This is a genomic window from Pseudomonas sp. ES3-33 (genome assembly GCF_000952175.1).
Classification (GTDB): Bacteria; Pseudomonadota; Gammaproteobacteria; order Pseudomonadales; family Pseudomonadaceae; genus Aquipseudomonas; species Aquipseudomonas gregormendelii.
Map to the genome: position 1 here is coordinate 95,770 of NZ_JZRI01000062.1, position 26,057 is coordinate 121,826.

Below are 26,057 nucleotides of genomic sequence, written 5' to 3' on the forward strand. Positions count from 1 at the left end.
GGCTGGCTATCGGGCTTTTCGAGGGCCAAAAAAAGCCGGGGCTTCGTTACCGTAAGCCCCGGCTTCTGTTACGTGAAAAACCTCAGGTAACAGTTTTTTCACACATTCACCTGTTACCCGCACACTCGACAGCTGTCATTCAGCTCTCGCTGGCTACCCCGGTCTTGCGCCGCGGAATGCCCAGGCGTTGCCGGCGTTCCCACAGGCATTTACGGCTAACGCCGAGTTTGCGAGCCAGTTCGGTCTCGGTCATGTGGTCCTGGTGCTCGAGCACGAAGTGCTGGAAGTAGTCTTCCAGTGACAGGTCCTCGGTCGGCTCATGGCTGGTGTTACCCGGTCCATTACCCTGCTGCGGCGACAGGCCGATGAACTCATCGTCGTCAAGGTCGTTCAACTCGATGTCGATGCCCAGCAGTTCGGCGGAAATTTCCGGGCTCTCGCACAGAATCACTGCGCGCTCCACCGCGTTTTCCAGTTCACGAACGTTACCTGGCCAGGAGTAGTGTCGAATGGCCTGTTCGGCATCCGGGGCGAACTTGAGATCAGTGCGATTGACCCGCGCGCTCTGGCGAGCCAGGAAGGCGGTGGCGATCTCGTTGACGTCGGCACCCCGTTCGCGCAGCGCCGGCAATTTCAAGGCGATAACGTGCAGGCGGTAGTACAGGTCTTCACGGAACTGGCCAATTTTAGCCAGGCTCTTGAGGTCCCGGTGGGTCGCGGCGATCAGGCGTACATCGACCTTCTGCGACTGAACAGAACCGACCCGGCGGATTTCGCCTTCCTGCAACACTCGTAACAGGCGCGCCTGGGCTTCCAGTGGCAGTTCGCCGATTTCATCGAGGAACAGGGTGCCGCCATCGGCTGCTTCGACCAAGCCGGCACGACCGGCACTGGCGCCGGTGAATGCGCCTTTCTCGTGACCAAACAGCTCGGACTCGATCAAGCTTTCCGGAATCGCAGCGCAGTTCACCGAAATCATCGGTGCCTTGGCACGTCGGGACAGGTTGTGCAGGGCCCGAGCCACCAGTTCTTTACCGGTACCGGACTCACCCTGGATCAGGACATTGGAGTCGGTTGGCGCCACTTTGCGGATCTTGCTGTAGAGATCCTGCATGGGCGGGCACGAACCGATGATGCCGATCTCGCCATTGCTGTTGTCGACTCCGTTTTTCGCCGCGCCAGGCGTGGCCTTGCCGGTCAGCGGCTCAGCGCCACTGCTCTGCAGCGATTGGCGGTCGCGCAGGATACGCGCGACAGCCTGGAGCATTTCGTCGTGATCGAAAGGCTTGGCGATGTAGTCCACCGCGCCCATCTTCATCGAGTCGACTGCCGAGCGCAGGCTTGCGTAACTCGTCATGATCAGCACGGGAGTGCCTTGGCCGAGCTTGATCAGCTCGGTGCCCGGTGCGCCCGGTAAACGCAGATCACTGACGATCAGGTCGAACGTGGGGATAGTGAATCGTTCTTGTGCTTCCTGCACAGAACCGGCTTCGCTGACCTGGTACTGGTTACGTTCCAGCAGGCGGCGCAAGGCGGAGCGGATAATTGTTTCGTCTTCGACGATCAAAATGTGCGGCATTGATTCGATACTCTCGACGGTCTCAGTTCACAGCGGACGTCGCTTCGACATGACGCGGCAAGGTCACCCGGATACGGGTGCCGCGCTGGCTTTGAACATCAGCCGGGCTGTCGATGGTGATTTGTCCATAATGCTCTTCAACGATGGAATAGACCAGTGCAAGGCCCAGACCGGTGCCTTCGCCAGGGTCCTTGGTGGTGAAGAAGGGTTCGAACAATCGGTCCATGATGTTCTTCGGAATGCCGCTGCCTTCGTCCTCTACGATCAGGTCGACCGTGTGTTCGCCGGCTTCGCTCTTGACCCGCACGGCACTGCCGGCAGGCGAGGCGTCGCGGGCGTTGGAGAGCAGGTTGATCAACACTTGAGCAAGGCGCTGGGGATCACCTTCGACCCAGTGATCAGGGTCGCACAGGTTGTAGAACTGCACCTCGAAATTGCGCCGGTTCAGGGCCAGCAGGCCGATTGCATCCTGGGCCACTTCGGCCAGACAGACGGGCTCGTCGCTATGCTGATGGCTGCCAGCGTGGGCGAAGCTCATCAGTGACTGGACGATGCGCGATACACGCTTGGTCTGTTCGAGAATCTGCCCGCTGATTTCCCTCAGCTCGCCATCGTCCTCGCGCTCCTCGCGCAGGTTCTGCGCCAGGCAGGCGATGCCGGTGATCGGATTGCCGATTTCATGGGCGACGCCGGCTGCCAGGCGACCAATGCTGGCCAGGCGCTCGGAATGCACCAGTTTGTCTTCGAGCATCTGGGTTTCGGTCAAGTCTTCCACCAGCAACACCAGGCCGCTGTTGCCCGGTGCCAGCGGCTCGTCGATGGCCGCCTTGTGCAGGTTCAGCCAGCGGGTCTGGCCATCCAGGGCCAGGTGCTGCTTGTGCAGGTGCTCGTCCGGAAGGTTGATGAAGCCTTGCAGCAGTTCTTTCCAGGGATCGGCGATGGTGCTCAGGCGCGATCCGACGACTCGCTGCGCGGCAATCCCGGTCAACTCCTCCATGGCTTTGTTCCACATGAGGATTTCCTGGTCCTTGGCCAGGGAGCAGACGCCCATGGGCAATTCCTGCAGGGTCTGGCGGTGGTAGCGGCGCAGGGCATCGAGTTCCGCAGCAAGGCCGGTGAGGCGCGAGTGGGAGTCCTCGAGGCGGCTTTCGATGAAATGGATATCTTCGGTAACGTAGTTTTCGCCGCCCGCCTTATAGGGCAGGAACGTCTCGACCATGTCCTGGGCAACGCTTGGTCCCATCAGGCCGGAAAGATTCGCCTCGATGCGGTCACGCAGTCGACGCAGCGCATAGGGGCGGCGCTCGTCGAATGGCAGGTAGAGGTCGCGCAGGGCCTGCTCGACTTCCTTTTGCGCAGCCTTGGCACCCAGCGGCTTGGCCAGTTGCGTGGCGAATTCCTGGGGCGAGGCGGCGTGCAGTTCGCGCCGCTGCGGCCGGCGCACGTTATCCACGGCACAGGCTTCGGCGGCGCTGGCTTCTTCCGGGCTGGCATTGGTGAACAATGAAATCAGGGTGAACATCAGCACGTTGGCCGCCAGCGACGCGATGGCCGCCATGTGCCAGCTGGTGTCATCCAGCACATAGATCATGTTCAGCAGCGGAATGTAGAAGCCCTGGAGATTGCCGACCAGCGGTAACAGCATGGTCACCAGCCACACCAGGATGCCCGCGAGCAGGCCGGCGATGAAGCCGCGGCGGTTGGCGGTTGGCCAATACAGGACCGACAGCACCCCCGGCAGGAATTGCAGGGTGGCGACAAAAGCGACGATGCCGAGATTGGCCAGGTCCTGTTCCGCGCCCAATAACAGGTAGAAGCCGTAGCCGGCCATGATGATCGCGACAATCAGCGCCCGACGCGTCCATTTCAGCCAGCGGTAGATATTGCCCTCGGCCGGCGGCTGGTAGAGCGGCAGCACCAGGTGGTTCAGGGCCATTCCGGACAAGGCCAGGGTCGTGACGATGATCAGGCCGCTGGCCGCAGACAGGCCGCCGATATAGGCCAATAGCGCCAGTGCCTTGCTGTTGGCAGCAATGCCGATGCCCAGCGTGAAGTATTCAGGGTTAGTGGTGGCGCCGAGTTTCAGTCCGGCCCAGAGAATCAGCGGAACCGCCAGGCTCATCAGCAGCAGGAACAGCGGCAGGCCCCAGCTGGCACTGACCAGCGAGCGCGGGTTGAGATTTTCGGTAAAGGTCATGTGATACATGTGGGGCATCACGATCGCCGAGGCAAAGAACACCAGCAGCAGCGTGCGCCACGGACCTTCCTGCAGCGGCGTGTGCAGGGCGGCGAGGGCGGTCTGGTTTTGCAGCAACCACAGTTCGAGTTGCTGCGGGCCGTCGAACACGCCATACAGCGCATACAGGCCAACGCCGCCAATCGCGATCAGCTTGATCACCGACTCGAAGGCGATGGCGAACACCAGCCCTTCATGTTTTTCCCGGGTGGCGATGTGGCGCGAGCCGAAGAAGATCGTGAACAGAGTAATCAGCGCGCAGAAGCTCAAGGCTACGCGATGCTGCACCGGCTCGCGGGTGAGGATGCCAATGGAGTCGGCCACCGCCTGGATCTGCAATGCCAGCAACGGCAGTACGCCGATCAGCATGAAGATGGTGGTGAGCGCGCCGGCCCAGGTGCTGCGAAAGCGAAACGCGAACAGGTCAGCCAGCGACGACAGTTGATAGGTACGAGTGATTTTCAGGATCGGATAGAGCAGCACCGGCGCCAGCAGGAACGCCCCGGACACCCCGAGGTAGCTGGAAAGAAACCCGTAGCCGTACTGATAGGCCAGGCCTACCGTGCCGTAAAACGCCCAGGCGCTGGCATAGACCCCCAGCGACAGGGTGTAGGTCAACGGGTGGCGAATGATCGCCCGGGGGATCATGCCCCGTTCGCTGATCCAGGCTACGCCGAACAGCACCGCAAGGTAGGCGGCGCTGATCAGGATCATCTGGGTCAGGCTAAAGCTCATCGGCATCTTTTTGGCTCTGCAGGATGAAGGTCACGACGATCAGAATCAGCCAGAGCAGATAAGGGCGATACCAGGCGCCAGTGGCGTCGATCCACCAGTCCATGATGGCCGGGGAGAACAGGTAGATCCCCACTACAAGAAGCAGGACCAAGCGATAGATGTACATCCCGGCCTCTCTTTTTTATGCGCGTGCCCGAAAACGTGCGGCGATGGTAACGGATGGCGGCGCGACTGCAAGCGTCATCACTGCAGTTGTGCCTCGGGCAGGTGCAGTGTGCGCGGGATCTTCAGCGCATCCCAGTGGGCGATGCCCCAATCCAGCACCTCTCGCGGGGTGGCGTACGCGAGTTCGCTACCGGGCGTTTGCCCAAGTGCGCGCAGCGCCCGCAGGAGCAAGGGGGTTGCCTGATCTTCTGTCAGTGGCGGGGAGCGATAGGATTTGCCGAGCTTGTGGCCATCGGGCTGGGTGATCAGCGGAATATGCAGGTAGCGCGGTTGCGACAGGCCGAGCAATTCCTGCAGGTAGAGCTGGCGCGGCGTGGAGTCGAGGAGGTCGGCTCCGCGCACAATATCGGTGATGCCCTGCCAGGCGTCATCGAGGACCACAGCCAGTTGGTAGGCATACAGGCCGTCGCGGCGGCGGATCACAAAATCGCCGACCTCACGGCCCAGGTGCTGCCGATATTCGCCTTGTACGCGGTCGATGAAGTGGTATTCCAGTTCGGGGGCGCGCAAGCGAATCGCTGCATCCTCGGTTCCATGGCCGGCATTGCGGCACAGCCCCGGGTATATCCCGTGATAGGGCTCGAGTTGTTTGCGCGAACAGGTGCAGGCGTAGGCCAGGCCGTGGTTGAACAGGCGACTGATAATCTCGGCATAGGCATCGTGGCGGTCGCTCTGGCGCACCACCGCGCCATCCCATTCAAAGCCGTAGCTCTCCAGTGCCTTGAGAATTGCCGCCTGGGCGCCGGGCTCTTCCCGGGGCGGGTCCAGGTCTTCCATGCGCATCAGCCAGCGCCCGCCCACCGAGCGCGCGTCGAGGTAGGACGCCAGCGCGGCGACCAGCGAACCGAAGTGCAGGTGACCACTGGGCGTGGGGGCGAAGCGTCCGGTGTAGGTGGGGGAGGCGATGGCAGTCATGGGGTAACGTTACTTTTTCCTGGCTGGCGCCAAACAACCTGTAGGAGCGAGCTCGCTCGCGACGGTCGTCAACGATAACGCTGCAAGCCTGATACCCCGCGGCGTCCTCAGGTTCATCGCGAGCAAGCTCGCTCCTACAGTGATGGCGATTTTATAGGCGCATCAGGTAACACAAATATCAGAAACAAAAACGGAGCGTTCGCACGCTCCGTTCTTTATCCAGGTCGCAATTACTTGCCGACTTGTTTTTCCTTGATTTCCGCCAGGGTCTTGCAGTCAACGCACATGTCGGCGGTAGGGCGGGCTTCCAGTCGCTTGACGCCAATCTCGACGCCGCAGGACTCGCACCAGCCATATTCTTCGTCTTCGATCAATTGCAGCGTCTTGTCGATCTTCTTGATCAGCTTGCGCTCGCGATCACGGGCGCGCAATTCGAGGCTGAATTCTTCTTCCTGGCTGGCACGGTCTGCCGGGTCAGGGAAGTTGGCCGCTTCGTCTTTCATGTGATCAACCGTACGGTCGACTTCCTGCATCAAGTCCTGTTTCCACTTGTTCAGGATCTTGGTGAAGTGAGCGCGCATGGGCTTGCCCATGTACTCCTCGCCCTTTACTGCCTGGTAGGGTTCGAAGCCGCTGATCGACTGGTTTTGCTGCTTTGCTTGGGTGGGCATGAAATGGACCGCCTCTACTCTTGTAATCCATTGCGCAGGATTGCTCCATCACCGACACCTGCCGGCCCTGCGGCTGCAAGCGGGCGAACTTACCAGATCAAATCGGACCGCGCTACTCCCGGATGTCGAGGTAGTGGCTCAATGGGCTTGCAAATGATTGCAAAGCCTTGTCTGGTGGTGCTGGAGACCTGATCAATTATTGATTTTAGTCAAACCTGGGGCACACGCTTGAGTCGTTTGAGACCAGCGTTATAACGCTCTGACCGCTTTAGGTTCTCGCTCGTTCCTGCGCTTGGGTAGAATCAGTTTTTTCTCCCGTTGAAGGAAGGCCGATGGCTCAGTCCTACAGTGCCCGCAGTCGCGCGATCGAACCGTTCCACGTCATGGCCCTGCTGGCCCGCGCCAATGAGTTACAGGCTGCAGGTCACGACGTGATCCACCTGGAAATCGGCGAACCGGACTTCACCACGGCCGAGCCGATCATCCAGGCAGGCCAGGCCGCCTTGACCGCAGGCAAGACCCGTTACACTGCGGCGCGGGGGATTCCCGAGTTGCGCGAGGCTATTTCGGGGTTCTATCAGCAACGTTACGGGCTGAATATCGACCCTCGGCGAATATTGATCACGCCAGGCGGCTCCGGGGCACTGTTGCTGGCCAGCGCCTTGCTGGTGGATCCGGGCAAGCACTGGTTGCTGGCGGACCCGGGGTACCCGTGCAACCGGCATTTCCTGCGGCTGGTGGAAGGTGCCGCGCAGTTAGTACCGGTTGGCCCCGACGTGCGTTACCAATTGACCCCCGATCTGGTGGCGCGGCATTGGGACCAGGACAGCGTCGGCGCGTTGGTGGCATCGCCCGCCAATCCGACCGGGACCATTCTGACCCGCGACGAGCTGGCGGGCCTGTCCAGTGCGATCAAGGCGCGGCACGGCCATCTGGTGGTGGACGAGATCTATCATGGCCTGACCTATGGCACCGACGCGGCCAGTGTGCTGGAAGTGGATGACAGTGCCTTCGTGCTGAATAGTTTTTCAAAGTATTTCGGAATGACCGGCTGGCGTCTCGGTTGGCTGGTAGCGCCCGAAGCCGCCGTCGGCGAGCTGGAAAAACTTGCGCAAAATCTCTACATCAGCGCCCCAAGCATGGCTCAGCACGCTGCCCTGGCGTGCTTCGAACCAGCCACCATCAGCATTCTCGAAGAACGCCGTGCCGAATTCGGCCGCCGCCGCGATTTCCTCCTGCCCGCTTTGCGGGAATTGGGTTTCGGCATTGCCGTAGGACCGGAGGGCGCCTTCTACTTGTATGCCGATATCAGCAAATTCGGCGGTGATGCCTTCGCGTTCTGTCGGCATTTCCTCGAAACCGAGTATGTTGCAATTACGCCGGGGCTCGATTTTGGGCGTTACCAGGCTGGCCATCACGTGCGCTTTGCCTACACGCAAAATTTGCCGCGCCTGCAGGAAGCCGTCGAGAGAATTGCCCGCGGTCTGCGGAGCTGGCAAGGCTGATGCGCTTTGATCCTCCACTCGAAGAAGGCCGGCTGATCCGTCGCTATAAGCGTTTTCTCGCCGATATCGAGACCGTGAATGGCGAGTTGCTGACCATTCACTGTCCCAATACCGGCTCGATGCTCAACTGCCAGGTCGAGGGCGGGCAGGTCTGGTTCAGTCGCTCCAATGATCCGAAACGCAAGTTGCCCGGTACCTGGGAGATTGGCGAAACGCCCCAGGGGCGCTTGTTCTGCGTGAACACCGGGCGCGCCAATGGCCTGATCGAGGAAGCGTTGCGCGGTGGGGTCATCACCGAGCTGAACGGTTTCACTGAGCTCAAGCGTGAAGTGGCTTACGGTCAGGAAAGCAGTCGCATCGATTTCCGCCTGGATTACCCTGGCGGGCCAGCTTATGTCGAAGTCAAAAGTGTCACGCTGGGTTTCGATGGCTCATCGGTAGCGGCCTTTCCTGATGCAGTCACCCAGCGCGGGGCCAAACATCTTCGGGAATTGGCGCACCTGGCGCGGGACGGGATTCGCGCGGTGCAGTTGTATTGCGTGAACCTGACCGGCATCGAGGCGGTGCGTCCGGCCCACGAAATTGATCCAGCCTACGCCGAGGCGCTCCGTGAAGCGGTGGCCTGCGGGGTGGAAGTACTGGCCTACGGCGTGTGCTTGAGTCATGAGGGGATGCGGGTCGATCGGCGCCTGGCCGTGCTGCTCAACGGCTAAAGGTTGACCCATATTCCCTGAGCGTCTTCACGGCAGGGGACCGGTGTCAGGGACTGCCCGGCGCACGGGCCGGACACGCATTCGCCGTCCTCGATCAGGAACAGGGCGCCGTGGGTGGCGCACTGGATAAGGCTGTTGCTGGGGTCGAGAAACTGGTCGGGCTGCCATTCCAGGCCGACGCCGCGATGCGGGCAGCGATTGAGGTAGACGTAGACCTGTCCGCTGCGACGCACGGCAAAGAGTTTGCGTCCTTCGATCTCGAAGCCGCGGCTGCTGTCATCGGGCAGTTCGGTGCCTGCGCAAAAAAACTTCATGGCTATCCTCGAGTGCCGAAACCTCTGACAGATGTGTCCGAGCTTGACGTGCAAATGCAAACAATTATCAAATGCCGGCTTCGCCCGCTGGAGGCCGGATGTCGAGGATACTTGGCCTGCCGCCTCCCTGTCCGGGAAAACCTTAAAGGAAGCTATTCATGCGCCTGAGTACCCGCGTTGCTGCGCTCTGTATCGGACTTCTCGCCAGTCATCATGCGACGGCGGCCGAGTTGCCCCAGCGGTGGGTCAGCGCAGGTGGCGCGGTATCGGAATGGGTCAGCGTCCTGGGGGGAGAGTCGAAGCTGGTCGGGGTCGACACCACCAGCCAGCACCCGCCAGCGCTCAAGGCGTTACCGAGCATTGGCTATCAGCGCCAGCTGTCGGCGGAGGGCATTCTGAGCCTGCGCCCACAGATTCTTGTGGGGACCGAGGAAATGGGGCCACCACCGGTGTTGTCGCAGGTGCGCACTGCGGGGGTGCAGGTCGAATTGTTCTCGGCCCAGCCTGACCTGGCGGCATTGCAGGGTAATTTGCAGCACCTGGGCAAATTGCTGGGTGCTGAGGAGCAGGCGTCCCGGGCGTTCCAGTCCTACCGCGCGCAACTTGACGAGCAACAGCTTCGGGTGACCCAGGCGCAGCTCAAGCAAAAGGCTCCCGGAGTGCTGTTGCTGGTCGGTCATGCCGGTGGCAAACCGTTGATCGCCGGCCAGGGCACGGCTGCAGACTGGATGCTGCAGAAGGCCGGCGGGCACAACCTGGCAACTCATACCGGCTACAAGCCGTTTTCCGTCGAAGCGCTGGCCAACCTCAATCCGCAGGTGCTGGTGTTCGCCGATCGCGTGCTGACAGGTGAAGAGGCCCGCGCGGCGTTGTTCAGGGAAAACCCGATTCTTTCCTCGACCCTTGCCGCCAAAAACGGGCGGGTCATCCAACTGGATCCGACCTTGCTGGTAGGCGGGCTGGGGCCGCGCTTGCCCGATGCGTTGAGGTCCCTCGCTGACGGCTTCTACCCGGGTATGTCCGCGCAATGACCGTGCTGGTCAAACCCCGAACCCTGTTCATCGGCTTGAGCCTGCTGTGTCTGCTGGCTATCTGGTTGTCGTTGGCGCTCGGGCCGGTCAGCCTGCCCTTGGTCGACACCTTGCGCGCCGGCTTGCGCATGGTGGGCGTGCCCATCGCGCCTGAAGGCCTGGAGCAGGCCGAATTGATCCTCGGTCAGATTCGCCTGCCCCGAACCCTGCTAGGCCTGGCGGTAGGCGGGGTGTTGGCGCTGTCTGGCGTGGCGATGCAGGGTTTATTCCGCAACCCGCTGGCCGATCCTGGGCTGGTGGGGGTCTCCAGTGGCGCTGCCTTGGGGGCGGCCATCGCGATTGTCGGCGGCTCGGCATTTGGCGGGCTTCCGGTGTCCTTCGGGCCCTATCTTCTATCGCTGTGCGCCTTCCTCGGTGGGCTGGGTGTGACCGCGCTGGTGTATCGACTGGGCCGGCGCAACGGTCAGACAAATGTCGCGACCATGTTGTTGGCCGGTATCGCCCTGACAGCGTTGGCGGGTTCGGCCGTGGGGCTCTTCACTTATATGGCCGATGACGCGACCCTGCGCACCCTGACTTTCTGGAACCTGGGCAGCCTCAATGGCGCCAGTTACTCGCGACTCTGGCCATTGTTATTGGTCAGTGTCGGCGTGGCGCTATGGTTGCCTCGCCGGGCGAGGGCGCTGAACGCGTTATTGTTGGGCGAGTCCGAAGCCGGCCACCTCGGCATCGACGTCGAAAGGCTCAAGCGCGAACTGGTGTTTTGCACCGCGCTGGGGGTCGGCGCCGCGGTGGCGGCGGCTGGCATGATCGGCTTTGTCGGGTTGGTCGTGCCGCACCTGGTGCGACTGCTGGCCGGTCCCGACCATCGGGTGCTGTTACCGGCTTCGATACTGGCCGGTGGCAGCCTGCTGTTGTTTGCCGATCTGGTCGCCCGTCTGGCCCTGGCGCCGGCCGAGCTGCCGATCGGGATAGTCACCGCGTTCATAGGCGCCCCGTTCTTTCTATTGCTACTGGTCCGGAGGCGCGTGTGATGCTGCGTACGCAAAATCTGCAAATCCGCAGGGGCACCAAGACGGTGCTGACGGACATCACGCTTGAGCTCAAGCCTGGAGAAGTGCTCGGCGTGCTGGGCCCCAACGGTGCAGGCAAAAGTACTTTGCTGGGGGCGTTGTGCGATGAGTTGAAGGCTGATCAGGGCAGCGTCTGGCTCGATGAGCTGGAGTTGAGTCAGTGCACGGGTGTCCAGCGAGCCCAGCGACTGGCCGTATTGCCGCAAGTCTCGACGCTGGACTTCGCCTTCCGTGTCGAGGAAGTTGTCGGTATGGGCCGCTTGCCTTATCAAACCGGTCGAGTGCGCGATGACGAAATCATCGCTGCCGCCTTGCAGGCCGCTGACGCCGGTCACTTGAGCGGCCGCAGCTACCTGGCCCTGTCGGGTGGCGAACGCCAGCGGGTGCATCTGGCCAGGGTGCTGGCGCAGTTGTGGCCGGGGCAGGCTGGGCAGACCTTGTTACTCGATGAGCCGACCTCAATGCTCGACCCGCTGCACCAGCACACCACGTTGCAAGCCGTGCGCGAATTTGCCAACCGGGGCGCGGCAGTGCTGGTGATCCTGCATGACCTGAACCTGGCCGCGCGCTATTGTGATCGCCTGTTGCTGCTCGAAGGCGGCCGGCAGGTGGCGCTGGATACGCCCGAGCAGGTACTGCGCCCGGAGCCGCTGAAGGCGGTGTTCGGGCTCGAAGTGCTGGTGCAGCCGCATCCTGAGCGTGGTCATCCGCTGATCATTGCTCGTTGAATCTGTCATAGGAGCGTAAACATGCGCGCAGTCTTGATTCTGGTGGTGCTCCTGCTGGGTGCCTGTACGCATGTTTCCGCGCCGCCACCTGCTCCACCTCCGCCGCCGCCTTTAGCCGGGGAGATTCGTGACCTGCGCACTGGCCAGGTGTTGACGGCAGAGCAACTGCTGGCGGCGCTGGCCAGGCCATCGCGGCTGATCGTGGGCGAGCAACACGACAATCGTGATCACCACGCCCTGCAGTTGTGGTTGTTGCAAGCCTTGGGTGAGCAACGAACCCAAGGCAGCCTGCTGCTCGAAATGCTCACCCCGGACCAACAACCGCATGTCGATCAGGTTCGTCAGGCCTCCAAGCCCCCGGCGGATTTGCGCGATGCATTGGCCTGGCAGGAAGGTTGGGACTGGGCGCTGTACGGGCCCATCATTCAGTTTGCCCTGACCCAGCCGTATCCCTTGCTTGCCGCAAACCTGGACCCATTGGAAGTCCGTGCGGCGTATACGCATCCGGCGACGCCAAGCGGTCCTCGGTCCAGCGCAGAGGACGTAAAGGATGAACTGCAGAAGCAAGTCCGCGACTCCCATTGCGGCCTGCTGCCCAAGTCGCAACTGCCCGCGATGCTGGCGGTCCAGCAACAACGGGACCGACGCATGGCCGAACGCCTGCTCGCAGCGCCTGAGCCTGCCTTGCTGTTCGCTGGCGCTTTTCATGCGCGCAAGGATGTCGGCGTGCCGATCCATTTGCTGGATCTGGGGGCGCAGGAAGGAGCGACGGTGTTGATGCTGGCTCAGCAGGGCAGTGAGGTCACGGTGGGGATGGCGGATTATGTCTGGTATACGCCGAAGGTGAAGGCACCGGATTATTGTAAGCAGATGCGCAAGCAGCTCGGAAAAGCTCGCAAAAAATGAAAGGCCGGGCACATTTCAGCGGGCAAAAAAAGACCCGGCAAGAGCCGGGTCAAATAACCGTGATTAGCCTGATGAGGAGATATCTGAGAGTCCGAACCAAGGGCTGTTCAAATATCGACCAGTCTCGCGACCAGTTGTGATAATCATAGCGATTCTCATTACCATGTCAACAGCTGATTGATCGTTAATTTGTAATCGCCCTGAAAGCCAAGTAATCAGAGGCTTTCAGGCCAGTCAGCGGGCAACTCAGTTCTTGTGCCGTGAAGAGATGGCTTCCAGCTGCTTGTTCAGCGCTTCCTTTCGCTCCGCGGGAATATCGTTCCAGTGCACGTCCATCAGCGCACCTTCGATCGCATACAACAACACCTTGGACGCTCGAAACCCGCGCGTGCGCACGGCCCGATAGGCATCCACCGCCCCGAGGCGACGCAAGTCCGAGGCGCTGTGAATGCCCACGGCATGCAACCACTGCGCTGACGTCTTGCCAAGATTCTTCAGGTGTTGCAGTTCATCATTCATCAAGCCTCCTTGCGACGGCCGAATGGGAGCGTGGGCAAGCTTCTCAGGAGTGTAGCCATCAGCAGGAAAAGCGTGATTGTTTGGTCGGTTTCAGGGCAAAAGCTTCTAAGCGGTCTTGATGCCGGACTGGGCAGCTGGCCTTTTGCGCGGGTAGGCGTAAGCAGTCCAGCGCAGAGCGGGGGGCGCCGGACGGGAGTTCATGCGCGATTTCAGCGGGTGCGATAGCGCAGGCGCGTACCGAAATTCATCGACATCAGGATTTCGTCTGCACTCAGTTCGGGCGGAAAGTAAGCGCCCGAGATCTGGGCGTGAGCCAGGCTCGCACCTTCCATGGAAGATTTGCGAAAGTCGATGCCGCGCAAGTCGGCGGAGCGGAAGTAGGCGTCGGTGAAATCCACGCCATCGGCATTCAGTTCGCGCAGGTCCAGGCCGCGAAAGTCGCCTCCGACCATGTCTATGACGCCTTCGCTTGGGCGTTCGCTGTTGAAGCCTGTGATGTCGTCCTTGTGCAGCAAGGCATAGAGCGGAGTGTCGAGGAGTTTGGGCTGGCTCATGTCACATCACCTGTTGGATTTATGACGCCAGTATAGTGCCACTATCGGGCGCCCGTGAGGTCGGCGAAGACCTCACGGACGAAATGCCCCTTACAAGCCTGGCAAGCGCTGGCGAATCTGCGCTACCACGGTATCCAGTGTGCCGCTTTCATTGGTCTGGACGCGTTTGCTGCAGAGAATCTCCGCTGGCGTCAGCGGCTCACGGTTGGCCTGCTGGGCTTCGATGACGGCCAGGGTTGCGTCGGATGGGTCAGTGTTGTCCGCCTGGCGCAGGGCCAGCCAGGTCTCGATGACAGCTTGCGGCGCATTGCAGTCCAGGATCAGGAAGGGCGCACCGGTAGCTTCGGCGATTTGTGCTGCACCGTCGCGTTGCTCGTGCTTGAGGTAAGTGGCGTCGACCACGACCGGGAAGCCGGCACGCAGGATGACCCCGGCAATTTCATGCAGGCGGGCGTAGGTCGCGGCACTGGCTTCAGCGCTGTAAATGCCGGCCTGTGGCTCATTTGCAACGGTCTGCTCACCGAACAGGCGTTTGCGCTCTACGTCGGAGCGCAGGCGGATGGCGCCCAGTGCTTCTACCAGACGCATGGCTACACGACTTTTGCCTACCGCGGAGACACCATGGGTGATAGCCATGAAGCGAGACGGGATGGTGCTGTAGCTTTCCGCCAGGTTGGCGTAGTTGCGGTATTGGCGCAGGGCGGTCGCCCGTTGCACGGGGTCGGCGGCGGCCGGCATGCTGAACAGGGTGACCTTGGCCCGAACCAGGGCGCGGTAGGCCTTGTAGAAGTTCAGCAGTTCCAGGCCCTGGTAGTCACCGGTCAATTCCAGGTACTGGCTGATGAAACGGCGCGCCAGGCTCTTCAGTCCACGATCTTCCAGGTCCATTGCCAGGAAGCCGGTGTCGGCATAGACGTCGGTGAAGCGGAACGGCTCATTAAACTCGATGCAGTCGAAGATCACGACCTTGCCGTCGATCAGCGTTGCGTTGCCCAGGTGGATATCACCGTGGCACTCGCGAGTGAAGCCGCCGGCCTTGCGCTGGGCCATCAGCGGCTTGAGGCGTTCGAAGCTGCTTTCGGCCCAGGCTTGCAGCGCGTCCAGTTGCAGGAGGTCGGTCTTGTCGCTGAGGAACGGGCGGATTTGCTCAAAGTTCTGGCTCACCGGTGCCATCACGGCGTCCGGCGTACCGGCTTCATGTTCGGCCGGGACTTTAGGCGCCGCGAGGTGGAATTGCGCGATCTGCGCGGCCATCTCGTCGATGTGCGCGGTGGTCAATTCACCATTGGCTTGCAAGGTGCTGAGCAGATTACTTTGCGGGAATTGACGCATTTTCAGCGCGAACTCGATCACCTGCCCGTCGCCACCCAATTGCGGCGCTTCGGCGCTGCCGGTAATCGGCAACACTTCAAGATACAAATCATTGGTCAAACGCTGGTTAAGCCGCAGCTCTTCGCCGCAGAAGTGCTCGCGAGCGTCCAGGCTGGTGAAGTCAAGGAAGCCGAAATTCACCGGTTTTTTCACTTTGTAAGCAAAGGGGCCGGTAAGCAGGACCCAGGAAATGTGGGTCTCGATGACCTGGAACCCGTCTACGGGATGCGGGTAGAGGGCCGGGTTTTGCAGGGCAGCGATCAGGGACTGGCTCACAGGCGATCCTTCAGAGTCTGGGAAAATTCACGATCGCCATTATGGCCGCAAGTCCGCTCGACGCAAACCTCGGAGGCCTCCTGTTGAGTATGAATAAAGTGCGTATAATCCGCCGCCATGACTCGTACTCGATCCCCCCGCACTCCAAAAAAACCACCTTCCAGGGGCCTGCGCCCGTGGCTGGGCTGGGCCCTTAAACTCAGTCTGGTCGGCCTCGTGGTGCTCGCCGGATTCGCGGTCTACCTTGATGCAATTGTCCAGGAGAAGTTCTCCGGCAAGCGCTGGACCATTCCGGCCAAGGTCTACGCGCGCCCGCTCGAGCTGTTCACCGGGCAGAAGCTGAGCAAGGAAGACTTCCTCACCGAGCTCGACGCCCTGGGCTACCGGCGCGAGAGCGTAAGCAATGGTCCTGGCGCTGCGGCGGTCAACGGCAACACCGTCGACTTGAATACCCGAGGCTTCCAGTTCTATGAAGGTATGGAGAAAGCCCAGCCCGTGCGAGTGCGCTTCTCCGGCGATTACGTGGCGGAACTGTCGGCCACCAATGGCTCGAAGCTTTCGGTGGTGCGCCTGGAGCCGCTGCTGATCGGCGGGATTTATCCGAAGAATCTCGAAGACCGCATCCTGATAAAAATCGATCAGGTTCCGCCGTATCTGCTGGAAACCCTGGTCGCCGTGGAAGACCGCGACTTCTATTCCCACTGGGGTGTGTCACCCAAGTCGATTGCCCGTGCCGTCTGGGTCAACACGTCCGGCGGCAAGATGACTCAGGGCGGCAGTACGCTGACGCAACAATTGGTCAAGAACTTCTACCTGACCAGCGAACGCAGCCTGACCCGCAAACTCACCGAAGCCATGATGGCGATGTTGCTGGAGTTGCATTACGACAAGCGCGAGATTCTTGAGGCTTACCTCAATGAAGTGTTCGTCGGCCAGGACGGCCAGCGTGCGGTGCACGGTTTTGGACTGGCCAGCCAGTTCTTCTTCGGCCAGCCTTTGTCCGAGCTGAAACTGCATCAGGTGGCCTTGCTGGTAGGCATGGTCAAGGGCCCTTCCTACTACAATCCGCGACGTAACCCCGAACGCGCCCTGGAGCGCCGCAACCTGGTGCTGGATGTCCTTCAGGAGCAGGGTGTGGCCACTGCCGAGCAGGTCGCCGCCGCGAAGAAATTGCCACTGGGTGTGACTACCCGCGGGAAACTCGCCGACAGCTCGTTCCCCGGCTTCCTCGATCTGGTCAAGCGTCAGCTGCGCCAGGACTATCGCGACGAGGATTTGACCGAAGAAGGCCTGCGGATTTTCACCAGCTTTGATCCGATCCTGCAGATGAAAGCCGAAGCGTCGGTCAATGACACGTTCAAACGTCTGTCCGGGCGCAAGGGCTCCGATGAGGTTGAAGCGGCGATGGTCGTGACCAACCCGGAAACCGGCGAAGTCCAGGCCATGATCGGCAGCCGCCAGGCCAGTTTTGCCGGATTCAACCGCGCGCTGGATGCGGTTCGACCGATCGGCTCGCTGATCAAACCGGCTGTTTATCTGACGGCCCTGGAAAAACCGAGCCAGTACACCCTGACCAGTTGGCTGTCGGACGACTCCTTCTCGGTGAAGGGCGCGGACGGCCAGGTCTGGAAACCGCAGAACTACGATCGCCGCTCCCATGGCACGGTATTCCTTTATCAAGGCCTGGCGCATTCCTACAACCTGTCGACCGCTCGCCTGGGCTTGGCGGTGGGCGTACCGAACGTGCTCAAGACGCTTGCACGACTGGGTGTGAGTCGCGAGTTTCCGGCATTCCCGTCGATGTTGCTGGGGGCCGGAGGCTTGACCCCGATCGAAGTGGCAACCATGTACCAGACCCTCGCCAACGGCGGGTTCAATACACCGATGCGCGGCATTCGCAGTGTGCTCACCGCCGAAGGCGAGCCACTCAAGCGTTATCCGTTCCAGATCGAGCAGCGTTTCGACCCGGCTTCCATTTATCTGGTCCAGAGCGCCATGCAGCGGGTCATGCGTGAAGGTACCGGCAGTTCGGTTTATAACGTGTTGCCCAAGACCCTGACCCTGGCCGGCAAGACCGGTACCAGTAACGATTCGCGAGACAGCTGGTTCGCCGGCTTCAGCCAGGACCTGCTGGCCGTGGTGTGGTTGGGGCGCGATGACAACGGCAAGACGCCGTTCACCGGCGCCACCGGCGCGCTGCAGGTCTGGACCAGTTTCATGCGCAAGGCCGACCCGTTGCCGCTGGACATGCCGCAGCCAGACAACATTGTTCAGGCCTGGGTTGATTCACGCACGGGGCAGGGTTCCGATGCGGGTTGTCCAGGTGCCGTACAGATGCCGTATATTCGCGGCAGCGAACCGCCTCCCGGCCCCGCTTGCGGTGGCGAAAGCCCTGCTTCGGGCGAAACGGTGATGGATTGGGTCAAAGGCTGGATGAACTAAGCAAAGAGGGTTTCAAGTGAACAAGTGGTTGATTCCAGCGGTTACCGCCGTGGCTTTGCTCAGCGGTTGCTCCACCGTACAACGCGGGTCCATTCCGGTAGTGGATTCCGGCAGCGCCGTTTCGAACAGCGAACGTGTGCAGGCCAATGGCGGTTTCCGGCAGACGACGGTCAAGCGTCCGGTACAGGCGCAGGTCCAGGCGATACCGCAAGGTGACACTGGGGTGGTGGTGATGGTCCCAGGCGGTGGTGCGGTGGCTTCTGCGCCTATCAGCACTTCGCCGATCACGCCGGGCCCGATCACGCCAGGTCCAATCGATACGGCGCCAGTGCAGTCGGCGCCGATCAACCAGGGCAGCTACAGCATGCCGGCGACTCCGAGCGGGATTCCGTCAGCCAGTACCGGCGGTGGCTTGTCGGCCGATGAGCAACTGGACGGTCCGGTGCTGGCGCTGTTGACCACGGCCCAGCAGCAACAGGCGGGCGGTGACCTCAACGGCGCGTCGTCGAGCCTTGAGCGTGCCCAGCGGGTGGCGCCACGTGAGCCGCAGGTGCTTTATCGCCTGGCCCAGGTGCGCATGGCCCAAGGTGATGCGGCACAGGCCGAGCAGTTCGCCCGCCGGGGCCTGACCATGGCCAATGGCCGGCCGGACCTGCAGGCCAGCCTGTGGGGGCTGATCGCCCAGGCGCGTGAGAAGCAGGGTGATTCTGCAGGCGCTGCGCTGGCCCGCCAGAAGGCCAAGGTCACGCTGTGATGGACGCACGCTTTCCGAAGATCGCCGAGCAACTGCTGTTGATCGAGCGCGAACTGCGAGTGCAGGGATGGTGGGACGACGTCTCGCCCTCCACTGAGGCGCTTTCCAGCGTTGAGCCTTTCTCGGTCGATACGCTGGATTTCGAACAGTGGCTGCAATGGATTTTCCTGCCGCGGATGAAAATGATCCTCGAACAGGATCTCCCGTTGCCCAACGCGTCGGGAATCCAGGAAATGGCCGAAATGGTGTTCGCCGCGCGCAATGTGCAGGGCAAGGATCGGCAGTTGCAGGTGCTGCTCAAGGAGTTTGACCTGCTGATCACGGCTGCCCGCTAGCGCCGGATCCGATGTAGGAGCGGATGTAGGAGCTGTCGAGTGCAACGAGGCTGCGACCTCTTGATCTTGTTGTTCTGGGGTAAAGGTCAAAAGATCGCAGCCTCTGCTTCGCTCGGCAGCTCCTACGCAGGGTTCTATTGGCAGTTATCCCCAATCTGTTTCTGTGATTCGCTGATGCGCTCCTGACGCTGTTGCTCGTTCAGGCGGCGCATCTCACCGTCGACTTCCTCTCGTAATCTTGGATTGTTCTGTAGCTGGGCCAGGTTCGTGCGGGCCTGTTGGCAGAACGCCTGCAACTGCGCCTGCTGCTCGGCCACCTGTGCCTTCACCGATTTGTCGATCGCCTGCTGGTCGCCAATCACATGGCTGCGTGGTGGTGGTACCGGCTTGGCCGGGGCCGGTGCTGGAGTGAGCACCGTCGTCGCCTCCTGACCTTGAGGAGGCTGGGCGTCGAAATGAGTCACGCCTTGGGCGTCCACCCACTTGTAGATTTGCCCCGCCAGACACCAAGGGCTGATCAGTAGACCGACCATCAATAAAGTTCGCATGCCATTTCCTTGCCATGAGTTGCGCAATTGAAGCTAACACAGTTGCGGTTTAGCGGTTTTTTCTTGCTTTCTCATGCGCTTACTTCAATAAAGCACATAGACGGCTTGACTTGGAGGGGACGAAACAGAAGAATCCAAAGTCCGCTGTAGAGGGACTGCCAGAAGCAGACCCACTCGGCAGATCATGAGGCGCATACCCGCGCCGACCTGTTACACCCGCAACGCGTTACCTCGCGCTGGGTGGGAAAGTCCCGCAACACTTGGGACGATCCCAATACTTGCTCAGTCAGTGCTGACGTAGTCGGCGACCACCGTCGCTCATGCTCTGCTGAGAAGTAAACCTATTAAGACCCGTCCTTTTGCATGTGGGCGGTATTCTGGCGTTTTAGAGGTGAACAACGTGGAGCTTTTATCTGGCGGTGAGATGCTCGTCCGCTTTTTGCGTGACGAAGGCGTCAAGTACATCTACGGGTACCCGGGTGGTGCTCTTCTTCATGTCTACGATGCCCTGTTCAAAGAACCGGAAGTGACCCACATCCTGGTTCGCCACGAGCAGGCTGCGACCCATATGGCTGACGGCTATGCCCGTGCCACCGGCAAAGCCGGCGTGGTACTGGTCACTTCCGGGCCGGGCGCAACCAACGCCATTACCGGTATTGCCACGGCCTACATGGACTCCATTCCGATGGTGGTCATTTCCGGCCAGGTGCCTAGCACCATGGTAGGCACCGACGCGTTCCAGGAAACCGACATGATCGGTATCTCCCGGCCGATCGTGAAGCACAGCTTCATGATCAAGCACGCGTCGGAAATTCCGGAAGTCATGAAGAAGGCGTTCTACCTGGCGCAATCCGGTCGTCCTGGTCCGGTCGTTGTCGATATCCCCAAAGACATGACCAACCCGGCCGAGAAGTTCGAATACATTTTTCCGAAGAAAGCCAAGCTGCGTTCCTACAGCCCGGCCGTTCGCGGTCACTCCGGGCAAATCCGCAAGGCTGCAGAAATGCTCCTGGCGGCCAAGCGGCCAGTGATGTACGCCGGCGGCGGCGTGATCCTCGGTGGTGGCTCCGCGCCGCTGACCGAGCTGGCGAAAATGCTCAACCTGCCAGTGACCAATACCTTGATGGGCCTGGGTGCCTACCCTGGCACCGATCGCCAGTTCATCGGCATGCTCGGCATGCACGGCAGCTACACCGCCAACCTGGCGATGCACCACGCCGATGTGATCCTGGCAGTCGGTGCACGTTTCGATGACCGTGTGATCAACGGCCCGGCGAAGTTTTGCCCGAACGCCAAGATCATCCACATCGACATCGACCCGGCTTCGATCTCCAAGACCATCAAGGCCGATGTACCCATCGTGGGTCCGGTGGAAAGCGTCCTGACCGAAATGGTCGCGATCCTCAAGGAAATCGGCGAGACCCCGAACAAGGAGTCCGTTGCCAGCTGGTGGAAGCAAGTTGATGAGTGGCGCGGTGATCGTGGCCTGTTCCCTTACGACAAGGGCGACGGCGGCGTCATCAAGCCGCAGACCGTGATCGAAACCCTGTGCGAAGTCACCAAGGGCGATGCCTTTGTTGCCTCGGACGTGGGGCAGCACCAGATGTTCGCCGCGCAGTACTACACGTTCAACAAGCCCAATCGCTGGATCAACTCCGGTGGCCTGGGCACCATGGGCTTCGGTTTCCCGGCGGCCATGGGCATCAAGTTGAGCTTCCCGGATGCCGACGTCGTCTGCGTGACGGGCGAGGGCAGCATCCAGATGAACATCCAGGAGCTGTCGACCTGCCTGCAGTATGGCTTGCCAGTGAAGATCGTGATCCTGAACAACGGTGTTCTGGGTATGGTTCGCCAGTGGCAAGACATGAGCTACGGCAGCCGTCACTCACATTCCTATATGGAATCGTTGCCTGATTTCGTCAAGTTGGCGGAGGCCTACGGTCACGTCGGCGTGCGCATCACCGAATCGAAAGATTTGAAGACGAAGATGGCAGAAGCGTTCGCCATGAAGGATCGTCTGGTCATCATCGATGTTTCGGTCGACACCAGCGAGCACGTCTACCCGATGCAGATCAAAGACGGCTCCATGCGCGATATGTGGCTGAGCAAGACGGAGCGTACTTAATCATGCGGCATATTATTTCCTTGCTTCTGGAAAACGAACCGGGTGCTCTTTCTCGTGTAGTCGGCCTGTTCTCGCAGCGCAACTACAACATCGAAAGCCTGACTGTGGCACCGACCGAAGACCCGACCCTGTCGCGCCTGACGTTGACCACAGTGGGTCATGACGAAGTGATCGAGCAGATCACCAAGAACCTGAACAAGTTGATCGAAGTGGTCAAACTGGTCGACCTGTCGGAGAGTGCTCACATCGAGCGCGAACTGATGCTGGTCAAGGTCAAGGCCACTGGCGCACAGCGCGCCGAGATCAAACGCACCACCGATATTTACCGTGGACAGATCGTCGACGTCAGCGCCAGCGTGTATACCGTTCAGTTGACCGGTACCAGCGACAAGCTCGACAGCTTCATTCAGTCCATCGGCACCGCATCGATCCTGGAAACCGTCCGCAGTGGCGTAACCGGCATCGCTCGCGGCGACAAAGTACTCAGCATCTAAACCAAATTAGTGAATGGCCTGAACGGCCTGGATATATAGGGGAATTTCATGAAAGTTTATTACGAAAAAGACTGCGACCTGTCCATCATCCAGGGCAAGAAAGTTGCCATTATCGGTTACGGTTCCCAGGGTCACGCTCAAGCGTGCAACCTCAAAGACTCCGGCGTTGACGTAACTGTTGGCCTGCGTAAAGGCTCGGCCACTGTTGCCAAGGCTGAAGCTCACGGCTTGAAAGTGACTGACGTTGCTTCCGCTGTTGCAGCTGCCGACCTGGTCATGATCCTGACCCCGGACGAGTTCCAGTCCGCCCTGTACAAGAACGAAATCGAGCCGAACATCAAGAAAGGCGCCACCCTGGCCTTCTCCCACGGCTTCGCGATCCACTACAACCAGGTAGTGCCACGCGCTGACCTCGACGTGATCATGATCGCGCCGAAAGCACCGGGCCACACTGTTCGCTCCGAGTTCGTCAAAGGCGGCGGCATCCCTGACCTGATCGCTATCTACCAGGACGCTTCCGGCAACGCCAAGAACGTTGCACTGTCCTACGCTGCAGGCGTTGGCGGTGGTCGTACCGGCATCATCGAAACCACGTTCAAGGACGAAACCGAAACCGACCTGTTCGGCGAGCAAGCCGTACTGTGCGGCGGTACCGTTGAGCTGGTAAAAGCCGGTTTCGAAACCCTGGTTGAAGCTGGCTACGCGCCGGAAATGGCCTACTTCGAATGCCTGCACGAACTGAAGCTGATCGTTGACCTCATGTACGAAGGCGGTATCGCCAACATGAACTACTCGATCTCTAACAACGCTGAATACGGCGAGTACGTGACCGGCCCGGAAGTGATCAACGCCGAATCCCGTCAGGCCATGCGCAACGCCCTGAAACGTATTCAGGACGGCGAATACGCCAAGATGTTCATCAGCGAAGGCGCTACCGGCTATCCTTCGATGACCGCCAAGCGTCGTAACAACGCCGCTCACGGCATCGAAATCATCGGCGAGCAACTGCGCTCCATGATGCCTTGGATCGGTGCCAACAAGATCGTCGACAAAGCCAAGAACTAAGTCGCGCACTTGTACGGAAAACGCGGCCTAGGCCGCGTTTTTTCGTTTGGGGAGCCGGTTCTGGTATAAAGCTGCATCGTTTGCGGGCGAACCCTCGTCCCAGACGCCTGTCGAAATTTCTCCACCCTGTTGCAAGGTAATGTCCATGAGCGAACGTCCCGAAGAGCCAAACCAGGCTTCTGACGCCGAAAGCCTGCTGCCCATCGATGAACACATCGAAGAAGGGCATGACGCTGAAGGTCGTAAAGTCCGGCATCGTGGTATCTATCTTCTGCCGAATCTATTCACCACCGCGAATCTCTTCGCGGGGTTCTATTCCATCATCAACTCGATGAGCGCCCAGGCGGCAGCGAGCGCCGGTGACTCGGTCGGCGCAAGCAAATACTTTGCTTTCGCCGCCATCGCGATCTTTGTCGCCATGGTGCTCGACGGGCTAGACGGCCGCGTGGCCCGCATGACCAATACCCAAAGTGCCTTCGGCGCCGAATACGACTCGCTGTCGGACATGGTCGCCTTCGGCGTTGCCCCGGCGCTGTTGGCGTTCGGCTGGGCCCTGGGTGACATGGGCAAGGTCGGCTGGATGGTTGCCTTCATCTATGTGGCGGGCGCGGCGCTGCGACTGGCGCGCTTCAACACTCAAGTGGGCACCGCAGACAAGCGTTACTTTATCGGGCTTGCCAGTCCGGCAGCGGCGGGTGTGGTTGCCGGTATCGTCTGGGCGTTCAGCGACTACGGCATCCAGGGCTCCAGGATGTCTTTCCTGGTGGCGCTGATGGTTGCCGCCGCCGGTATGCTGATGGTCAGCAACATCAAGTACAACAGCTTCAAGGAGCTGGACCTGAAGGGGCGGGTGCCGTTCGTGGCAATCCTGGCCGTGGTGCTGGTGTTCGCAGTGGTATTCAGTGATCCGCCGCGTATTCTGTTACTGGTGTTCCTTGCCTACGCAGCCTCTGGTCCGGTGCAATATCTATTAAGACTTCGCCGGAACAAAAACGCCTGATATCCCTCATACTCCGCAGTCTAATTTGGTGCATCTGTCCTCCAAAACTGCGGAGTAGCCATGCTGATCAAGATCCCCCAGGCGTCTGACTGCCATGAGTCGGACGTCACGCCTCAATCCCTGTATTTATCTCGACGTAACGTCCTTGGCGCTGCCGTTGCCGGATTGGCTGTTGGCAGCCTGCCGCGTTGGGCCAGCGCCGAAGAGGCGTCCCGCTACGCCGACGTCGAGCCTGGCAAGGCGCCTTCCTGGTTCTCCGAGAAACTTCCCGCTACGCGTTGGGGGGCGGTGACCGTCAAGGATGAGGCGATCACGCCATTCAAGGATGCGACCCACTACAACAACTTTTATGAGTTCGGCACCGAAAAAGGCGACCCCGCGGCGAACGCAGGCGCGCTGAAGACCGAGCCCTGGAGTGTGGTTGTAGACGGGGAGGTGGGTAAGCCGGGGCGGTACGCGCTGGAAGACTTCATGAAGCCCTATCAGCTGGAAGAGCGCATTTACCGCCTGCGTTGCGTGGAAGCCTGGTCGATGGTCATTCCCTGGCTCGGCTTTCCCCTGTCGGCATTGCTCAAACAGGTGGAGCCGAGCGCCAGTGCCAAGTACATCCGCTTCGAAACCTTGCAGGACCCCAAGACCATGCCCGGGCAGCGTTCCGGTTTCGCCTTGATCGACTGGCCCTATGTCGAAGGCTTGCGCCTGGATGAGGCGATGAATCCGCTGGCGATTCTTGCGGTGGGCATGTACGGGCGCGAATTGCCCAGCCAGAACGGTGCGCCGCTGCGGTTGGTGGTGCCCTGGAAGTATGGCTTCAAGAGCATCAAGTCCATTGTGCGGATCAGTCTGGTCAGCGAGCAGCCCAAGACGACCTGGCAGAGTCTTGCCGCAGATGAATACGGCTTTTACGCGAACGTGAATCCGACGGTCGATCACCCGCGCTGGACCCAGGCTCGCGAGCGGCGCCTGCCCAGCGGCCTGTTCAAGCCGAACGTGCGGGACACCCAGATGTTCAACGGCTACTCGGAAGAAGTCGCTTCTCTATATACAGGGCTCGATCTGCGGAAGAACTACTGATGCGTTTCCCGTACTGGCGTATCGGCGTATTCATCGCCGCCGCCGTCTGGCCGGTCTTGTGGTTGTACCAGGCCTGGGCGGATGTGCTTGGGCCTGATCCCGGTAAGGTGCTGGTTGATCGCCTGGGGCTGGGTACCCTCATACTGCTGCTGGTCACGCTGGCGATGACGCCACTGCAGAAACTCAGCGGTTGGGCGGGGTGGATCGCCGTGCGCCGCCAGCTCGGATTATGGTGTTTTGCCTACGTGGTCCTGCATCTGTGCGGGTATATGGCATTTATCCTTGGGTTTGACTGGTCGCAACTGGGTGTCGAGTTGCGCAAGCGGCCTTACATCATTGTCGGGGCGCTGGCATTTCTTTGCCTGCTCGCATTGGCCGTGACCTCGAACAGATACAGCCAGCGCCGGTTAGGCGTTCGCTGGAAGAAGCTGCATCGATTGGCTTATGTGGTGCTCGGGCTCGGTTTGCTGCATATGTTGTGGATTGTGCGTGCTGATCTTGAAGAGTGGGCCATCTACGCATCTATAGGAGGGCTGCTTTTGGTGATGCGGCTGCCTGTTGTGTCCCGTCGAATACCGCGGTTATGGGCTAAAAAGGCCTCTTCTGCCAAGAAGGCGTAATTAGGCCTTGACGGCAGATTTCAGATGTCTATAATTCGCCCCACTTCCGGCGCAGTCGAAACGGAAAACTCCTTGGTAAACAACGAGTTACGCAGTTTTGACGGTCAGCTGCTTCAGGTCATCGAAGCGCAAAAGAAGTTGAAAAAGAGGTGTTGACAGCAGCGTGTAACGCTGTAGAATTCGCCTCCCGCTAACGAGAGATCGAAAGCGCAAGTGGTTGAAGTTACTAAGGAAACTTGGAAAACTTCT

At 60.4% G+C, this 26,057-nt stretch carries 25 protein-coding genes; 15 read left to right on the top strand and 10 right to left on the bottom strand.

Annotated features, from left to right (window positions below):
- Window positions 1-139: 139 nt before the first annotated feature.
- The 5 genes from UB23_RS11305 to dksA form a co-directional block, all read right to left on the bottom strand.
- Complete coding sequence (locus UB23_RS11305; RefSeq protein WP_045059398.1) at window positions 140-1,579, bottom strand: sigma-54-dependent transcriptional regulator; 1,440 nt, start codon at window positions 1,577-1,579, stop codon at window positions 140-142.
- Between the two features lie 22 nt (window positions 1,580-1,601).
- The gene (locus UB23_RS11310; protein ID WP_177328547.1) at window positions 1,602-4,556 is read right to left on the bottom strand and encodes a sensor histidine kinase; all 2,955 of its coding nucleotides are present in this window, start codon (window positions 4,554-4,556) and stop codon (window positions 1,602-1,604) included.
- Window positions 4,540-4,716, bottom strand: a complete 177-nt coding sequence (locus UB23_RS29265) for a hypothetical protein (RefSeq protein ID WP_003176118.1) — start codon at window positions 4,714-4,716, stop codon at window positions 4,540-4,542. The genes UB23_RS11310 and UB23_RS29265 overlap by 17 nt, the downstream gene beginning before the upstream one ends.
- 77 nt (window positions 4,717-4,793) lie before the next feature.
- Complete coding sequence (gene gluQRS, locus UB23_RS11320) at window positions 4,794-5,690, bottom strand: tRNA glutamyl-Q(34) synthetase GluQRS (RefSeq protein ID WP_045059400.1); 897 nt, start codon at window positions 5,688-5,690, stop codon at window positions 4,794-4,796.
- A gap of 230 nt (window positions 5,691-5,920) precedes the next feature.
- Window positions 5,921-6,361, bottom strand: a complete 441-nt coding sequence (dksA, locus tag UB23_RS11325) for an RNA polymerase-binding protein DksA (protein WP_045059401.1) — start codon at window positions 6,359-6,361, stop codon at window positions 5,921-5,923.
- Window positions 6,362-6,693: 332 nt separating this feature from the next.
- Here dksA and UB23_RS11330 point away from each other — a divergent pair, with 332 nt between their 5' ends.
- Both UB23_RS11330 and sfsA read left to right on the top strand, forming a co-directional pair.
- On the top strand, window positions 6,694-7,866 hold the full coding sequence (locus UB23_RS11330; protein ID WP_045059402.1) for a pyridoxal phosphate-dependent aminotransferase: 1,173 nt from the start codon (window positions 6,694-6,696) through the stop codon (window positions 7,864-7,866).
- Window positions 7,866-8,579, top strand: coding sequence for a DNA/RNA nuclease SfsA (gene sfsA, locus UB23_RS11335; protein ID WP_045059403.1), 714 nt, complete (start codon window positions 7,866-7,868; stop codon window positions 8,577-8,579). Before UB23_RS11330 ends, sfsA begins: the two co-directional genes overlap by 1 nt.
- Here sfsA and UB23_RS11340 read toward each other — a convergent pair.
- Window positions 8,576-8,893 (bottom strand): Rieske (2Fe-2S) protein, encoded by a 318-nt coding sequence (locus tag UB23_RS11340; protein WP_045059404.1) that lies wholly within the window; start codon window positions 8,891-8,893, stop codon window positions 8,576-8,578. The genes sfsA and UB23_RS11340 overlap by 4 nt on opposite strands.
- A 158-nt stretch (window positions 8,894-9,051) precedes the next feature.
- Here UB23_RS11340 and UB23_RS11345 point away from each other — a divergent pair, with 158 nt between their 5' ends.
- From UB23_RS11345 to UB23_RS11360, 4 genes are read left to right on the top strand one after another with little or no spacing between them, the layout of a single operon-like run.
- Window positions 9,052-9,924 carry a heme/hemin ABC transporter substrate-binding protein gene (locus UB23_RS11345; RefSeq protein ID WP_045059405.1) on the top strand — a complete coding sequence of 291 codons (873 nt, stop codon included), beginning with the start codon at window positions 9,052-9,054 and terminating at the stop codon, window positions 9,922-9,924.
- 50 nt (window positions 9,925-9,974) lie between these two features.
- The gene (locus UB23_RS11350; protein ID WP_177328549.1) at window positions 9,975-10,958 is read left to right on the top strand and encodes a FecCD family ABC transporter permease; all 984 of its coding nucleotides are present in this window, start codon (window positions 9,975-9,977) and stop codon (window positions 10,956-10,958) included.
- Complete coding sequence (locus UB23_RS11355; RefSeq protein WP_045059407.1) at window positions 10,958-11,725, top strand: heme ABC transporter ATP-binding protein; 768 nt, start codon at window positions 10,958-10,960, stop codon at window positions 11,723-11,725. Before UB23_RS11350 ends, UB23_RS11355 begins: the two co-directional genes overlap by 1 nt.
- A 21-nt stretch (window positions 11,726-11,746) precedes the next feature.
- The gene (locus tag UB23_RS11360; RefSeq protein ID WP_045059408.1) at window positions 11,747-12,631 is read left to right on the top strand and encodes a ChaN family lipoprotein; all 885 of its coding nucleotides are present in this window, start codon (window positions 11,747-11,749) and stop codon (window positions 12,629-12,631) included.
- Window positions 12,632-12,877: 246 nt separating this feature from the next.
- Here UB23_RS11360 and UB23_RS11365 read toward each other — a convergent pair whose 3' ends face one another.
- From UB23_RS11365 to UB23_RS11375, 3 genes are all read right to left on the bottom strand, one after another.
- Window positions 12,878-13,150, bottom strand: a complete 273-nt coding sequence (locus tag UB23_RS11365) for a TfoX/Sxy family protein (protein ID WP_007971093.1) — start codon at window positions 13,148-13,150, stop codon at window positions 12,878-12,880.
- A 209-nt stretch (window positions 13,151-13,359) separates the two neighbouring features.
- Window positions 13,360-13,704, bottom strand: coding sequence for a pentapeptide repeat-containing protein (locus tag UB23_RS11370; protein ID WP_045059409.1), 345 nt, complete (start codon window positions 13,702-13,704; stop codon window positions 13,360-13,362).
- Window positions 13,705-13,794: 90 nt separating this feature from the next.
- A complete protein-coding gene (locus tag UB23_RS11375; protein WP_045059410.1) occupies window positions 13,795-15,351 on the bottom strand; it encodes a bifunctional aminoglycoside phosphotransferase/ATP-binding protein in 1,557 nt (518 codons plus the stop codon).
- Between the two features lie 117 nt (window positions 15,352-15,468).
- Here UB23_RS11375 and mrcB point away from each other — a divergent pair, with 117 nt between their 5' ends.
- The 3 genes from mrcB to UB23_RS11390 are packed head-to-tail and all read left to right on the top strand — an operon-like array spanning window position 15,469 to window position 18,882.
- Complete coding sequence (gene mrcB, locus UB23_RS11380) at window positions 15,469-17,793, top strand: penicillin-binding protein 1B (RefSeq protein ID WP_045059411.1); 2,325 nt, start codon at window positions 15,469-15,471, stop codon at window positions 17,791-17,793.
- Between the two features lie 16 nt (window positions 17,794-17,809).
- Window positions 17,810-18,547: a tetratricopeptide repeat protein gene (locus UB23_RS11385; RefSeq protein WP_045059412.1), complete on the top strand. Its 738-nt coding sequence runs from the start codon at window positions 17,810-17,812 to the stop codon at window positions 18,545-18,547.
- On the top strand, window positions 18,547-18,882 hold the full coding sequence (locus UB23_RS11390; protein WP_045059413.1) for a YqcC family protein: 336 nt from the start codon (window positions 18,547-18,549) through the stop codon (window positions 18,880-18,882). The genes UB23_RS11385 and UB23_RS11390 overlap by 1 nt, the downstream gene beginning before the upstream one ends.
- Before the next feature lie 134 nt (window positions 18,883-19,016).
- Here the strand turns inward: UB23_RS11390 and UB23_RS11395 are convergent, their stop codons facing one another.
- Window positions 19,017-19,430: a DUF4124 domain-containing protein gene (locus tag UB23_RS11395; protein WP_045059414.1), complete on the bottom strand. Its 414-nt coding sequence runs from the start codon at window positions 19,428-19,430 to the stop codon at window positions 19,017-19,019.
- Between the two features lie 400 nt (window positions 19,431-19,830).
- Here UB23_RS11395 and UB23_RS11400 point away from each other — a divergent pair, with 400 nt between their 5' ends.
- From UB23_RS11400 to msrQ, 6 genes are all read left to right on the top strand, one after another.
- Window positions 19,831-21,555, top strand: coding sequence for an acetolactate synthase 3 large subunit (locus tag UB23_RS11400; RefSeq protein WP_045059421.1), 1,725 nt, complete (start codon window positions 19,831-19,833; stop codon window positions 21,553-21,555).
- Window positions 21,556-21,557: 2 nt separating this feature from the next.
- The gene (ilvN, locus tag UB23_RS11405; protein ID WP_003176102.1) at window positions 21,558-22,049 is read left to right on the top strand and encodes an acetolactate synthase small subunit; all 492 of its coding nucleotides are present in this window, start codon (window positions 21,558-21,560) and stop codon (window positions 22,047-22,049) included.
- 48 nt (window positions 22,050-22,097) lie between these two features.
- Window positions 22,098-23,114 (top strand): ketol-acid reductoisomerase, encoded by a 1,017-nt coding sequence (gene ilvC / locus UB23_RS11410; RefSeq protein ID WP_007948647.1) that lies wholly within the window; start codon window positions 22,098-22,100, stop codon window positions 23,112-23,114.
- 145 nt (window positions 23,115-23,259) lie between these two features.
- Complete coding sequence (gene pssA, locus UB23_RS11415; RefSeq protein ID WP_045059415.1) at window positions 23,260-24,114, top strand: CDP-diacylglycerol--serine O-phosphatidyltransferase; 855 nt, start codon at window positions 23,260-23,262, stop codon at window positions 24,112-24,114.
- Between the two features lie 60 nt (window positions 24,115-24,174).
- Entirely contained in the window at window positions 24,175-25,188 is a 1,014-nt protein-coding gene (gene msrP, locus UB23_RS11420) for a protein-methionine-sulfoxide reductase catalytic subunit MsrP (protein WP_045059416.1), read from the top strand.
- Window positions 25,188-25,808, top strand: coding sequence for a protein-methionine-sulfoxide reductase heme-binding subunit MsrQ (msrQ, locus tag UB23_RS11425; protein WP_045059417.1), 621 nt, complete (start codon window positions 25,188-25,190; stop codon window positions 25,806-25,808). The genes msrP and msrQ overlap by 1 nt, the downstream gene beginning before the upstream one ends.
- Window positions 25,809-26,057 lie beyond the last annotated feature (249 nt).

Excerpts from the sequence above, each read along its gene's own strand:
- UB23_RS11370 (WP_045059409.1), bottom strand. The coding sequence starts at position 13,704 with ATGAGCCAGCCCAAACTCCTCGACACTCCGCTCTATGCCTTGCTGCAC.
- pssA (WP_045059415.1), top strand. The coding sequence starts at position 23,260 with ATGAGCGAACGTCCCGAAGAGCCAAACCAGGCTTCTGACGCCGAAAGC.
- gluQRS (WP_045059400.1), bottom strand. The coding sequence starts at position 5,690 with ATGACTGCCATCGCCTCCCCCACCTACACCGGACGCTTCGCCCCCACG.
- sfsA (WP_045059403.1), top strand. The coding sequence starts at position 7,866 with ATGCGCTTTGATCCTCCACTCGAAGAAGGCCGGCTGATCCGTCGCTAT.
- UB23_RS29265 (WP_003176118.1), bottom strand. The coding sequence starts at position 4,716 with ATGTACATCTATCGCTTGGTCCTGCTTCTTGTAGTGGGGATCTACCTG.
- UB23_RS11345 (WP_045059405.1), top strand. The coding sequence starts at position 9,052 with ATGCGCCTGAGTACCCGCGTTGCTGCGCTCTGTATCGGACTTCTCGCC.
- UB23_RS11390 (WP_045059413.1), top strand. The coding sequence starts at position 18,547 with ATGGACGCACGCTTTCCGAAGATCGCCGAGCAACTGCTGTTGATCGAG.
- UB23_RS11365 (WP_007971093.1), bottom strand. The coding sequence starts at position 13,150 with ATGAATGATGAACTGCAACACCTGAAGAATCTTGGCAAGACGTCAGCG.
- mrcB (WP_045059411.1), top strand. The coding sequence starts at position 15,469 with ATGACTCGTACTCGATCCCCCCGCACTCCAAAAAAACCACCTTCCAGG.
- UB23_RS11355 (WP_045059407.1), top strand. The coding sequence starts at position 10,958 with ATGCTGCGTACGCAAAATCTGCAAATCCGCAGGGGCACCAAGACGGTG.
- UB23_RS11395 (WP_045059414.1), bottom strand. The coding sequence starts at position 19,430 with ATGCGAACTTTATTGATGGTCGGTCTACTGATCAGCCCTTGGTGTCTG.
- UB23_RS11340 (WP_045059404.1), bottom strand. The coding sequence starts at position 8,893 with ATGAAGTTTTTTTGCGCAGGCACCGAACTGCCCGATGACAGCAGCCGC.
- ilvC (WP_007948647.1), top strand. The coding sequence starts at position 22,098 with ATGAAAGTTTATTACGAAAAAGACTGCGACCTGTCCATCATCCAGGGC.
- UB23_RS11360 (WP_045059408.1), top strand. The coding sequence starts at position 11,747 with ATGCGCGCAGTCTTGATTCTGGTGGTGCTCCTGCTGGGTGCCTGTACG.
- UB23_RS11305 (WP_045059398.1), bottom strand. The coding sequence starts at position 1,579 with ATGCCGCACATTTTGATCGTCGAAGACGAAACAATTATCCGCTCCGCC.
- ilvN (WP_003176102.1), top strand. The coding sequence starts at position 21,558 with ATGCGGCATATTATTTCCTTGCTTCTGGAAAACGAACCGGGTGCTCTT.
- UB23_RS11310 (WP_177328547.1), bottom strand. The coding sequence starts at position 4,556 with ATGCCGATGAGCTTTAGCCTGACCCAGATGATCCTGATCAGCGCCGCC.
- UB23_RS11330 (WP_045059402.1), top strand. The coding sequence starts at position 6,694 with ATGGCTCAGTCCTACAGTGCCCGCAGTCGCGCGATCGAACCGTTCCAC.
- dksA (WP_045059401.1), bottom strand. The coding sequence starts at position 6,361 with ATGCCCACCCAAGCAAAGCAGCAAAACCAGTCGATCAGCGGCTTCGAA.
- msrQ (WP_045059417.1), top strand. The coding sequence starts at position 25,188 with ATGCGTTTCCCGTACTGGCGTATCGGCGTATTCATCGCCGCCGCCGTC.
- msrP (WP_045059416.1), top strand. The coding sequence starts at position 24,175 with ATGCTGATCAAGATCCCCCAGGCGTCTGACTGCCATGAGTCGGACGTC.